Source organism: Streptomyces triticirhizae, from assembly GCF_003696235.1.
In the GTDB taxonomy this organism is placed as follows: Bacteria; Actinomycetota; Actinomycetes; order Streptomycetales; family Streptomycetaceae; genus Streptomyces; species Streptomyces triticirhizae.
In genome coordinates this window covers 1-12181 of the sequence record NZ_RFFJ01000186.1, presented here as the reverse complement: position 1 = coordinate 12181, position 12181 = coordinate 1, and the positions used below count along the sequence as shown (strand labels likewise).

At 72.1% G+C, this 12181-nt stretch carries 11 protein-coding genes and 1 pseudogene; 3 read left to right on the top strand and 9 right to left on the bottom strand.

Annotated features, from left to right (window positions below; all coding sequences use genetic code 11):
* Window positions 1–530, bottom strand: a pseudogene (locus tag EBN88_RS24355) (sel1 repeat family protein); the annotation flags it as partial.
* Between the two features lie 373 nt (window positions 531–903).
* Window positions 904–3858: a UPF0182 family membrane protein gene (locus EBN88_RS24350; RefSeq protein ID WP_199742467.1), complete on the bottom strand. Its 2955-nt coding sequence runs from the start codon at window positions 3856–3858 to the stop codon at window positions 904–906.
* A gap of 136 nt (window positions 3859–3994) precedes the next feature.
* Between EBN88_RS24350 and EBN88_RS24345 the strand changes: the two genes are divergently transcribed.
* A complete protein-coding gene (locus EBN88_RS24345) occupies window positions 3995–4558 on the top strand; it encodes a PPA1309 family protein (RefSeq protein WP_122399214.1) in 564 nt (187 codons plus the stop codon).
* Between the two features lie 154 nt (window positions 4559–4712).
* On the opposite strand, the gene EBN88_RS24340 is transcribed toward EBN88_RS24345, so the two are convergent.
* From EBN88_RS24340 to EBN88_RS24330, 4 genes are all read right to left on the bottom strand, one after another.
* Window positions 4713–5807, bottom strand: a complete 1095-nt coding sequence (locus EBN88_RS24340; protein ID WP_122399213.1) for a YlbL family protein — start codon at window positions 5805–5807, stop codon at window positions 4713–4715.
* 25 nt (window positions 5808–5832) lie between these two features.
* Window positions 5833–6006 carry a hypothetical protein gene (locus EBN88_RS31325; protein WP_193317758.1) on the bottom strand — a complete coding sequence of 58 codons (174 nt, stop codon included), beginning with the start codon at window positions 6004–6006 and terminating at the stop codon, window positions 5833–5835.
* A gap of 63 nt (window positions 6007–6069) precedes the next feature.
* A complete protein-coding gene (locus tag EBN88_RS24335; protein WP_233580903.1) occupies window positions 6070–6543 on the bottom strand; it encodes a molybdenum cofactor biosynthesis protein MoaE in 474 nt (157 codons plus the stop codon).
* A gap of 28 nt (window positions 6544–6571) precedes the next feature.
* Window positions 6572–7729 carry an SDR family oxidoreductase gene (locus tag EBN88_RS24330; RefSeq protein WP_122399211.1) on the bottom strand — a complete coding sequence of 386 codons (1158 nt, stop codon included), beginning with the start codon at window positions 7727–7729 and terminating at the stop codon, window positions 6572–6574.
* Window positions 7730–7874: 145 nt separating this feature from the next.
* Here EBN88_RS24330 and EBN88_RS24325 point away from each other — a divergent pair, with 145 nt between their 5' ends.
* Window positions 7875–9323, top strand: a complete 1449-nt coding sequence (locus tag EBN88_RS24325) for a zinc-dependent metalloprotease (protein WP_122399210.1) — start codon at window positions 7875–7877, stop codon at window positions 9321–9323.
* Window positions 9320–9847, top strand: coding sequence for an NUDIX hydrolase (locus EBN88_RS24320; protein WP_122399209.1), 528 nt, complete (start codon window positions 9320–9322; stop codon window positions 9845–9847). The genes EBN88_RS24325 and EBN88_RS24320 overlap by 4 nt, the downstream gene beginning before the upstream one ends.
* Window positions 9848–9883: 36 nt before the next feature.
* Here EBN88_RS24320 and EBN88_RS24315 read toward each other — a convergent pair whose 3' ends face one another.
* From EBN88_RS24315 to EBN88_RS24305, 3 genes are all read right to left on the bottom strand, one after another.
* Window positions 9884–10633, bottom strand: coding sequence for an AIM24 family protein (locus EBN88_RS24315; protein ID WP_122399208.1), 750 nt, complete (start codon window positions 10631–10633; stop codon window positions 9884–9886).
* Between the two features lie 15 nt (window positions 10634–10648).
* Window positions 10649–11335 (bottom strand): AIM24 family protein, encoded by a 687-nt coding sequence (locus tag EBN88_RS24310; protein ID WP_122399207.1) that lies wholly within the window; start codon window positions 11333–11335, stop codon window positions 10649–10651.
* 12 nt (window positions 11336–11347) lie between these two features.
* The coding region (locus EBN88_RS24305) for an AIM24 family protein (protein ID WP_147472827.1) at window positions 11348–12181 on the bottom strand (834 nt) is incomplete at its 5' end.

Sequence of the window (12181 nt, the reverse complement as noted above, 5' to 3'; positions counted from 1 at the left end):
AGCGCGCCGAGCCGCAGCGCCGCCCGCCGGTGGCCGCGCGCCGCCGCCTGCCGGAACCACGGCTCGGCCGCCGACTCGTCACGGCCCGCCAGCAGGCAGGCGTGCCGGTAGGCGCCCTCGCGGTGGCCGCGCTCGGCGGCGGCCAGGAACCAGCGCGCCGCCTCCGCGTTCCCCCGGTGGTCCAGCAGGTCGGCCAGCGCGTAGGCGCCGGAGGCGTGGCCGGACTCGGCGGCCTGGCGCAGCCAGAACTCGGCCGTCACCTCGTCGCCGCGCTCCCGGCAGTAACGCCCCAGCGCGTGCGCGGCGGGTGCGGAACCGGCCACCGCCGCGATCCGCCACCACTCCGCCGCCTCCTGGGAACGACCGGACTGGTGCAGCAGAACCCCCAGGTTGTTGGCGGCCGACCGCTCGCCGTCCGCCGCCGCCTCCCGCAGCGGCCCCTCGGCCCCGTCCAGGTCCCCGAGGCGCAGCAGCCGCGCGCCCTCCCGAGCGGCGGCTCGACTGCTCTCGAACCTCGCCTTGTCCCCCATAAGGTCCATAGTCGCACCACCCGAAACCTGCGTACACCTGGTATACCGCAGCCAGTGAAGTCACTTCAGCGGTTTGTCGACTTCCCGATATGGATACACCCAAACACCGGCGACGGTGGGGAGTTACCGAGAATCGTCACGCAGTATGGCCCCTGCCACCGACATCGCCGGCCACGGCGACGGCCGCGCAACCGCCGAACACACGCCCAGGGTTGACGCCGCGTCGGCCCCCGCGTCGCCCCGCGCCCCCGCGCCCCGGGGGCGCACGCCCCGCCCCCGGTTGGCCGGAAAACGCCGGAGGCCCGGCGCCGCACCACGGCGCCGGGCCCCACGGGTCGTTCTCCCGAGGACGCGTTCAACGTCCCTGTCCGGACTAGGAGTTGGCGTCCGGTGACCCCTCCTCGTCGGGCGGGGTCTCCTCGTCCTCGTTGCGCGCCGGGTCCTGGTCCTCCATCTGCGCGAGGGCCTCCTCCAGGCGCGCCTGGGCCTCGCCGAACGCCTCCCAGTCGCCGTTCTGGAGCGCCTCCTCGCTGTCCTCCCAGGCCTGCTGGGCCTCCGCGATGGCCTCCTGGAGCGTGGCCTCGCCGCCCGGCGGCTGCTCCTCCTCACCCTCTTCGGGGGGTGGTGTCTCCTCGGGGTCCTCACCGGATTCGGTGACACCGAAGACGACGTCCAGGGCCTCCTCAAGGGTGTCCTCGAAGGCCGTGCGCTCGCCGTAGGTCACCAGCACCCGCCGCAGCAGCGGGTAGTTGGTGCCGGCGCCGCGCACATAGACCGGCTCGACGTAGAGCAGGCCGCCCTCCAGGGGCACGGTGAGCAGGTTGCCGTACTCGACCTCGGAGTCGCCTCTGGCGAGCAGGTTGATGCTCTCGGCGATCTCGGGATCGGAGTTGAACCGGCTCTGCACCTGTTGTGGACCCCAGACCGTCGTGTTGGACGGCAGGGTCAGGATTCTCATCGTGCCGTAGTCGTCGCTTCTGGCGTCCGCCTCCACCGCCATGTAGGCGGCCAGGGTGTCGCGGTTGAGCGGGGTGAACGTGGTCGTCAGCGAGAAGACCTGCTCGTCCTGGTCCGGCATCCGCATACTCAGGTAGTACGGCGGCACCGACTGCCCCTGGTGCGTCGGGTCGTCGGGCACCGCCCACCGCTCCGAACCGCTGTAGAACTGGCCGGCGTTGTCCACGTGGTACCGCTGGAGCAGGTCGCGCTGGACCTTGAACAGGTCCTGCGGGTACCGCAGGTGGTCCAGCAGCTCGTCGCTGATCTCCTCGCGGTCCAGCACGGTGCCGGGGAACGCGTTCCGCCAGGTCTTCAGGACCGGGTCCTCGGTGTCCCACTCGTAGAGCACGACCTCGCCCGAGTAGGCGTCGACGGTCGCCTTGACCGAGTTCCTGATGTAGTTGACGTTGTTCTCCTGGGCGATGACCTCGCCCTGGTTCTCCGTCAACGAGGTCTCGGTGACGTCCCCGAGCGTGGTGCGCGAGGAGTACGGATAGCCGTTGGTCGTCGTGTAGGCGTCGACGATCCACTGGATGCGGCCGTCCACCACCGCCGGGTAGGGGTCGCCGTCGATGGTCAGCCAGGGCGCCACCGCCTCGACCCGCTCCTTGGGCGTGCGGTTGTAGAGGATGCGAGAACCCTCGCCGATCGCGCCCGAGTAGAGGATCTGCGGCTCGCCCAGGGTCAGCGCGTAGGCGGCGCGGTTGAAGTAGTTGTCCAGGTTGACCCCGGCGTCGCCGGAGTAGCTGTACTCGACCTCGCCGTCCTCGCCCGCGTAGTCGATCTCCTGCTGCGGGCCGCCCACGATCGAGTACTGGGTGGTGTACTCGCCGAAGTAGACGCGCGGCTCGTAGTCGCCCAGGTCGCCCTCGGGCGGCAGGTCGCGCTCCAGGAAGTCCGGCTGACCGTTGGACTGGATGTCCGTGCCGCTCGCGGCCACCATGCCGAAGCCGTGGGTGTACCGGAAGTGGTCGTTGATCCAGTTCCGTTCGGGAGCGTTGTTGACGTTCATCTCCCGGAGGCCGATCACGGTGTCCCGCTCCGACTCGTCGATCGAGTAGCGGTCGACGTCCAGGGTCGGGGAGAACTGGTAGTAGCCACGGACCTGCTGGATCTGCTGGAACGCGGGCGAGACCACGCTCGGGTCGAGCAGCCGGATGCTGGCGGTGTCGGAGACCGCGTTCCGCAGCTCCTCCGCGTCCGCCTCGCTGGTGCCCGAGTAGTCCTCGACCTGTGCGTCCGCGATGTCGTAGGCCTGGGTGGTCGACTCCATGTGTTTCTGGATGTACGGAGTCTCCTTGGCCTGCTCGTTCGGCTTGACCTGGAACTGCTGCACCAGCGCCGGGTAGACGCCGCCGATCAGCACCGCCGAGAGCACCATCAGGCCCAGGCCGATGACCGGCAGCTGCCAGCCCCGGCGCCACAGGGTGGCGAAGAACAGCACCGCGCAGATCGCCGCGATGATCGCGAGGATCGTCTTGGCGGGCAGATAGGCGTTGGCGTCGACGTACCGCAGGCCCGTCCAGCCCTCGTTGTCCCGGAAGTCGCCGCTCTTGAGCGCCAGCCCGTAGCGGTCGAACCAGTAGGCCACCGCCTTGAACGCCACGAACAAACCGACCAGGACCGAGAGATGGCCGGTGGCCGACGAGGTGATCCGGCTGCCCGGGGTGGTCAGCCGGATGCCGCCGTAGAGGTAGTGGGTGAGCGCGGCGGCCAGCGTGGACAGCACCACGACGGCGAAGCCGAAGCCCAGCAGGAAGCGGTAGAACGGGTAGTCGAACGCGAAGAACGCCACGTCCCGGTTGAACTGCGGGTCGGTGACGCCGAACGACTCACCGTTGATCCACTGAAGCCAGGTGCGCCACTGGCTGGAGGCCGAGCCTCCGGCGATCAGCCCGATCACCACCGAGACCGCCAGCACCACCCACTTCTTGAAGGGGGCGATGCTCATCCGGTAGCGGTCCAGGTTCTGCTGCTCCATGGACATCGCGCTCAGCGGCGGCCGAAGCCGGTGCGCCAGCCAGATGTTGAAGCCGACCGCGACCGCCATCAACAGGCCGAAGACGGTGAACATCGTGGCCCTGGTCAGCATCTGGGTGCGGTAGACGCTGGTGTAGTCCACCGAGCGGTACCACAGCCAGTCCGTCCAGAACCCCGCGAACATGGCGAAGAGGATGGCCAACGCGGCCAGGATCGCCGCGGTGATCAGCAGGGTCCTTGCGCCTCGGGACGGGCGCCCGACGCTGAACCGTGGCCCTCCCGGGCCTCTCGGTCCTCTGGGTCCGTTCGGACCGTTGGGGCGGCCCGAGCCCGAGCCCCGGTCCGGCATCTGGAAAGCCAAGGTGCGCACCTCAAAGATTCGCGGGATCTGAAGCCGGGCCAGTCCACAGAACGGCCCACTGAACTAACTTACTCAACCTTTACTCGGTTCCCGTTTTCGGGGGGTGAGACGGCACGATATGCCCATGGACAACAATCGCCCCGACGTACCCGCCACTCCCCCGCTGGCGGCCGACCCGCTCACCAGGACCGTCCTGGAGATCGACTCCTATGCCGCCGGGTTGGGCTGGGACCGCCCGGCACAGCTGTTCGCGCTGGTGGACACCGTGCGGCTGCGCGCCGAGGAGCCCGGCCTCGCCGAGCGACTCGACCTGGGCGAGTCGGCGGACGAGGGGCTGACCCCGGTGGAGCAGGACGAACTGCCGCCCGACGTACCGCTCGACGAGTTCCTCGCGACCATCGCCTGGCCCGACGCGGTCGCCGGCTGCGCCATGACCGTGGAGCGGCTGATGCTCCCGCCCTCGGCCGAACGCGCGGTCCCCGAGGGGCTGGACGAGGGCCAGCTGAACCGCTGGGTCGCCGAGCACCCCGAGCGCCAGGAGGTCCGGCTGACGGTGGCCGTGCTGCGCGACGGGCGACGGGAGTCGGCGGTGCGGCTGCGCGAGAAGGACAGCGAGACCGACGTGCTCACGGGCCCCGACCTGGTGCCAGGGCTCGCCGAGGCGCTCGCGGCCACCTTCGCCGACTGAACGCCGGCCCGGGCCGCGCCCGATCCGCTCGATGCGCCGGGGAGACGTTCCGCTCGATGCGCCGGCGAGACGCCCCGCTCGCCGTGCCGGGCGACGTTCCGCTCACCGTGCCCGGGAAGGGGCGACGCCGACCTGACGGCCGGGCGCCTGACCGCTATCCGGCGGCCTGGCACTCCGGCAACGCGTCGGTGTCGCCCCCGCGTATGAGCCGCAGCGCCTCCAGGGCGTCGTCCAGGGTGTCGACCTCGACCAGGGTCAGCCCGTCCGGCACGTGCTCGGCGGCGGTCGCGCAGTTGTCGCTCGGCGTCAGGAAGTACTCGGCGCCGGCCTCCCGGGCGGCGATGATCTTCATCGAGACCCCGCCGATCGGCCCGACGTCGCCCTCGTTGTCGATGGTCCCGGTGCCGGCGACGAACTCGCCCCCGGTCAGGTCCTCCTCGGTGAGCCGGTCCATCAGGCCCAGCGCGAACATCAGCCCCGCGCTCGGGCCGCCCACGTCGGCCAGCTTGATGTCGACCTCGAACGGCAGCGAGTACGCCAGGCCGGCCTGGATGCCGACGATGGCCCGCTGGTCGTCGGGCGCCTCGGCGGTGGTGACCGTGATCTCCTCGGTCTCGTCGGGGAGTTGGCCCCCGCCGTTCATGGCCTCCTCGGCCTGCTCGGCCGGCACCACGCTGAACACCACGTCCTCGCCCGGCTGGTGCCGGGTGACCAGCTCGGCCACCTGCCCCGGCTCGGTGACCGGGGTGCCGTCCACGGCGATGATCGCGTCCCCCGCGTGCAGCCGGTCCTGCGCCGGGCTGTCCTCCACCACGGCGGCCACCACGGTCTGTTCGGGGACGTCGTAGCCCAGCTCGCGCAGCGCCACCACCTTGGCGCTCTCCTGGGACTGGGTGAACTCCTCCGCGTTCCGCTCCTCCACCTGGTCCGCCGAGACGTCGTCCGGGTAGAGCGTGTCGTGCGGCACCACGGCGCGGTCGTCGGCGAGCCAGCCGTGCATCGCCTCCAGCAGGTTCATCCGGTAGTTGATGCCGGTGACCCGGACCGTCGTCATGTTGAGGTGGCCGGCGGACTCGAAGGTCTCCTCGCCCTCTACGGTGAGCACCGGCTCGCCCTCGTGCTCGCCGAGGGTGTTCACCGTGGGGCCCGGGGACATCTCCGAGTAGGGGACCCGGATCAGCACCCCGGCGCAGAGCATCCCGATCAGCAACAGAACCGATGTCAGCAGAGTCGCGGTGCGGCGTGGCATGGCTTGACAGTACGTGACGGCACTGTCATCCGTCGGCCGGGGCCCGTTCCATCGCGGCCCGGAAGGCCTCGTACCCCCGCACCCCCACGCTGTCGCGCACGTTCCGCGCCCCGTTGCCACGGCGGGTGGCCCAGGCGCTCCATATGCCGGCCACCACGCCGCCGGCGACCGGGATCAACAACCAGACGAGAACAGCCATCTCCTACCTCCCACCTGCGCCGACCACGACGTCGTCACTCCAACGCTCGGCCGGGTCCGCGAGTTACGCAACCGGAGCCGTCGGCGCCGAACAACCGACGCCGGCCCCCACCCATTCCTCGCTGCCGTCGGCGAACCGCTGGTGCTTCCAGATCGGCACCCGCCGCTTGAGGTCGTCGATCAGCCGCCGCGAGGCTTCGAACGCCTCCCCGCGATGGGCCGCCGACACGGCCACCACCACCGCGAGGTCGCCCACCGCGAGCCGGCCCAGCCGGTGCACGGCGGCCAACGCGCAGCCGGGGAACTCCGCGAGGACGTCGGCGGCGACCCGGCGCAGCTCGGCCTCGGCGGTCGGATGGGCCGAGTACTCCAACGAGGTGACGGCGGCGCCCTCGACATGCCCGTCGTGGTCGCGCACGCTGCCCACGAAGAGCACCGTGCCGCCGGCGGCGTCGTCCGCCACCGCGCGGTGGACCTCGTCGACCGACAGCGGCGTCTCGCGCAGCGCCAGCAGCCGGATGGGGTCGTCGCTCGTCATGGCCCCATGATCCCCCATGGCCCCGCGCTCATCTGCGGCGGGCCCTGCGGGCGCGGCGCACCAGGGCGGCGGTGCCCACCAGGGCCACGGTGGCGCCGGCGGCGCCCAGCGTCGTCGCCGCGTCCTTGCGGCCCAGCCGCCGCCCGACGACGGTGTGCCATCCCGCCACCTCGGCCAGCAGCTCGGCGAGCACCTCCTCGTTGCTCCACGTCGGCCGCCAACCCGCCTCGTACAGGCGGCTGCCGCTGACCACCCAGGGGTGCATGGTGTAGGCGAGGTCGCCGGCGGGCGAGGGGGTCAGGCCCAGCCGGTGCAGCCGGGTGGCGGCGCCGAGCGCGACGGAGGGTGGCAGCTCCATGCGGCGGATGCCGGACAGCTCCTCCACCTCCTCCTGCTCCAGCCAGCCGTCGCAGCCCACCGCCAGCTCCCCGTCGACCTTTTCGAGCACCGCGTACTCCAACGCGCTGACCAGGTCGTCGACATGGCAGAACTGCCAGCGGGGACGGGAGCCGGCCACCACCAGCAGCCGGGGCGACTCGAAGTAGCGGGTGAGGGCGGTGTCGGTGCCGCCGACGAGCACGGCGGGGCGCAACACCGTGACGTTGAGCCCCGGGTGTGCGCGGGGCGCGCGCTGGGCGAGCCGTTCGATCTCCAACAGGTCGCCCACGCAGGTCGCGTCCTCGGTGGCGCGCAGCTCGGCGTCCTCGGCGAGCGGCACGTCGTTGTCCGGCAGAGCGCCGTAGACCATGGCCGAGGTGCAGAGCACCACCCGGCGCACGCCGGCGGCAGCGGCGGCGGTGAGCACGGTCTGGGTGCCGCGCACGTTGAACGCGGTGCGCGCGGCCGGGTCGCTCTCGACGTCCAGGTCGAGCGCCAGGTGCACCAGGACGTCGACGGGCCCGGGCGCCGGCTCGGTCTGGCCGGCGTCCTCGGCGTCCCTGGTCGCGCCCGAGGTGCGCAGCAGGTCGGCGATGGCGGGGTCGCGCACGTCCAGGGCGTGCCACTCGGCGCCCCCGGCCTCGCCGAGCCGCTCGTCCAGCGCGAGCACCCGCCGGATGTCAGGCGAGTCCAGCAGCCGCTCGGTGAGGCGGGCGCCCAGCCCTCCGGCCGCACCGGTCACCGCGACGGTCAGGGGGGCGGTTGGTCCGTTTCGCGGTGCGCGAACGGCTGGTTCCGGGGAACTCACAGGACCTCTCCAGCGGTTGTTCCAGTACGACGTGCGCACGCCCATCCTGCCTGAGAGGTGTCTAGGCTTGGGGCACAGACCAGCGAATACCCGGCGCGTCCGCTTCCGTTTCGACGACGTCCGATGACAAGACCCGAGGATTCCCGTGAGTGACTTTCCATTCGGATTCGGCCTCCCGCAGGAGCCGGAGGACGGCGAATCCGGCAAGAACAGGGGCGGTGGCCAGGGGCCGGCCGACAATCCTCTGGCGGCGTTGTTCGGCGCCGGCGGGATGAACGCGCAGGACCTGGGCGCGGCCTTCCAGCAGCTCGGCCAGCTGCTGTCCAACGACAGCGGCCCGGTCAACTGGGAGCTGGCGCAGAACGTGGCGCGGCAGACGGTCGCGCAGGGCGCGCCGGACGGTTCCAAGGACCGCTCGGTGAGCACGCAGGAGGCCGAGCAGGTGCGGGAGGCCGTGCGGCTGGCCGACCTGTGGCTGGACGGCGTCACCTCGCTCCCGTCCGGCGCCTCCTCCACGGTGGCCTGGAGCCGGGCCGAGTGGGTGGAGGCGACGCTCCCGGTCTGGCGTGAGCTGGTCGACCCGGTGGCCGAGCGGGTCGGGGCGGCGATGAGCGACGTGCTGCCCGAGGAGATGCGGGCCATGGCGGGGCCGCTGATGGGCGTGATGCGCTCCATGGGCGGCGCGATGTTCGGCACCCAGATCGGTCAGGCGGTCGGCGTGTTGGCGAGCGAGGTCGTCGGCTCTACGGACGTGGGGCTGCCGCTGGGCCCGGCGGGCAGGGCGGCGCTGCTCCCGCAGAACGTGACGGCCCTGGGCGAGGGGCTCGGGGTGCCCCAGGACGAGGTCCGGCTCTATCTGGCGCTGCGGGAGGCCGCGCACCAGCGGCTGTTCGCGCATGTGCCGTGGCTGCGCTCGCACCTGTTCGGCGCGGTGGACGGCTATGCCCGGGGCATCCAGGTGGACACGGACAAGTTGGAGGGGCTCGTCGGGCAGATCGACCCGAGCCGGCCCGAGGAGCTTCAGGAGAAGCTCCAGCAGGGCCTGTTCGAGCCGGAGGACACCCCGGAGCAGAAGGCCGCGCTGGCGCGGTTGGAGACGGCGCTCGCCCTGGTCGAGGGCTGGGTGGACGCGGTGGTGCACGCGGCGGCGGAGCCGCATCTGCCGTCGGCCTCGGCGCTGCGGGAGACGCTGCGGCGGCGGCGCGCCTCGGGCGGGCCGGCCGAGCAGACCTTCGCGACGCTGATCGGTCTTGAGCTGCGGCCCCGGCGGCTGCGGGACGCGGCCCGGCTGTGGGCCTCGCTGACGGACGCCAGGGGGACTCAGGGGCGGGACGCCCTGTGGACCCATCCGGACATGCTGCCCACGGCCCAGGACCTGGACGACCCGGACGGCTTCGTCCACCGCGAGCAGCTGGACTTCTCCGAGTTGGACCGGCTGTTGGGCGAGGCCGCTGACGGCTCGACGGAAGGCTCCGACGCCCCGCGCCTGGCGAAGGACGACCGGGAGCGCGAGGACAGCGGGAACAGCGAGAACAGCGAGGACGACGGCCGGGACGAGCGGGGCCGCGACGGCGAGGGCGGCCGGGCCGAGTGAGCGCCCTGCGCGAGGACGCCGCCCGGGTGTTGACGGACTGGGCGGCGCCGGACGCCGGGCAGGACGCGCTCCGTCGGGAGTACGCCGCGCATCTGGCGGCGCACCCCGACGGCATGTGGCAGAGCTGCGCGGCCGGGCATCTGACCGCGAGTGCCCTGGTGGTGGACGCGGCTCGGGGCCGGGTGCTGCTGACCCTGCACCGCAAGCTCCGCCGCTGGCTCCAGACCGGCGGGCACTGCGAGCCGGACGACGCCACGCTGGCCGTGGCCGCGCTGCGCGAGGCCACCGAGGAGTCGGGCATCGAGGGGCTGCGGCTGCTGCCGGCGCCGGTCCGGCTCGACCGGCACGACACCCCCTGCGCCCCTCATCTCGACGTGCAGTACGCCGCGTTGGCCCCGGCCGGGGCCACCCCGGTGATCAGCGAGGAGTCCGTCGACCTGCGGTGGTTCGACTTCGCCGAGGCGGAGGCGCTGCCCGACGCGTCGGTGCGGCGGCTGGTGGCCGGGGCGCGCGAGCTGCTCTGAGCGCGGCGCGCCCCGGGCCGCCGGGGACGGCGCGCGTCAGCGCGGACCCCAGGCCCCGCCCTGACCCAGGCCGGGCCCCTGGCCCTGCCGGAACTGCAACCGCTGCCCGAACGAGGTCTGTTGGGGCGGCAGCAGCTCGCTCGGCTGGACCACCACATGTCCGTCGCCCATGAAGTTCAGCTCCCAGCCCTCGCCGGTGGTGCCCCGGCGGCGCCATATGGACTTGCTGCTGGTCTGCGCCTGCATCTGCACCCGCAGCGAGGAGGACCACGCCACCACGGCGTCGGCGTCCACGCTGCACACCTGCTGCGGGGTGACCCGCAGCACCAGCGGGCTGCCCGATGTGGTGATGGCGACCTTGCCCTGCCCGGTGATCAGGGTGCTGTAGGCGCCGACGCCGGGGATGCCGTGCTGGCTCTCCACCGAGACGACGTCCCAGTGCAGATGGGGGTCCATGGCCAACACATAGCCGCTGTCCACGGTGAGGCCCTCGTGGTCGACGTCGAGGATGTGGACGTGCTGGGCCAGGTTGGCCAGATAGACCACGCCCTGCCCGAAGCAGCGCATCAGGGGCAGCACCTCGCCGGTCACCATCTGGCTGTGCCGCTGGCGGTGCGACTGGTACTCGCCGTCGAACTCCACCATCCCCTCGAACGCCACCATGCTGCCGGACCTGGCGACGACCTCCTCCCCCTGGGTGAGGTTGACGCGGAGCATGTGGGCGCCCTGGAGGGTGAAGTGCTCCTGCGTCTGGGTGGCCGCGTTGTTGAAGATCGGACTCAGCATCTCGCCGCTCCCCCGTCAGTTCTGTGCGCCGGTGAGGCGCTCGGTGCTGTCCTCGCTGGGCTGCACGATCACGAAGCCCTGTCCGGAGAAGCCGAGTTGGTAGGCCTCGCCGCTGCCCCTGCCGATCAGCGAGGTGGCCTTGAAGCTGCGCTTGCCCCGCACCTCGAGGCCGGTGGACCAGGCGACGAGCGCGTCCGGGTCCACATAGGTCTCGCCGCCGCTGGCGCCGCAGTCCACCACCACGGGGATGCCCCGGCTGGTGATGGCGACCCAGCCGGTGCCGGAGATGCCCAGGTTGAACAGGCCCTGGCCGGCGAACTTGGCGATGCCCTTGACCCGTTGCACGCCCCACTCCAGATGGGCGTCGAAGGCCAGGACGTTGGTGGCGTTGACCGAGATGTTCTCCCCGTTCAACGGGAGGCACACCACGTTGGCGCCGTAGTCGGCGAGGAAGAGCTGGCCGTCGCCGTGGCAGCGCATCAGGGGGACGTTCTCCCCGGTCAGCCGCCCGGCGACCGCGCGGCCGAGGGCGGAGGGGTTCGACTCGTACTGCACGTAGCCCTCGTAGGCCACCATCGATCCGGCCCTCGCCAGGAGGTCCTGCCCGGTGCGCATCGCGACCCTGGCCATGGTGGGGCCGTGGTTCTCCATGCGCGCCGTCGGCGCGGCCGGGACGTGGCTCGTGGTCATCCGCTGGTCCATCACCGGCTCCTGTCAGATCTCGTAGGGCTGGACGATCACGAAGTTCCCCGGGGCGCCACGGAACTGGAGCTGGGTGCTCTCCCCCGTGTCGCCGGGGAACGCCTGCCGCCGCAGCCGCACCTGGTTGGCGACCAGCACCTGGGCACCGGCCGACCAGGCGACCAGCGCGTTGGCGTCGGCGAAGGTCATGGCGGTGACGGGCATGACCAGCGGCTCGCCGTGGGTGGTGAGCACCAGCGTGCCGTGGCCGGAGAACTGGAGCGCGAACAGGCTGCCGCCGGGCAGCCCGTGGCCGTCGATCCGGCGCACGTCGTAGTCGAGGGACTCGTCGAACGCGAGGACCCGCTGGGAGGAGACGCATATCGCGTCGCCCTGGAGTTCGACGGGGAAGAGCCGGGTGGCGTCCTCGGCGAGGTAGACCCGGCCGCTGCCGGTGCAGCGCATCAGCGAGGGGAAGCCCTCGCCGGTGGCGTTGGCGACCATCCGGCGCTTGAAGCCGCCGCCCTTGAAGCCGAACTCGACCTCGCCCTCGTAGAGCACCATCGCGCCCTGTCTGGCCATCACCGGCTGGCCGTCCAGGCCCAGGTCGGCGCGGACCAGCTGCGGGTTCTGGAGGCTCCAGCGCTGCCCGCCGGCGGCGGCCTGGTACTCGCCGAGGACGCCGGCCAGGCTGCCGGTCCCCTGGGGAACCGGCTGGGTCGCGGACGGTCCGGGCTGCGGCGGAACCTGGCCGAACTGCGGCGGCTGGTGCGCGGCCGGCGGCTGCCCGAACGGCGCGTGCGGCTGCGGCGGTTGACCGGGTGGCTGCCCGAACTGCGGCGCGGGCGGCGCCGGCTGCGCGGGGGC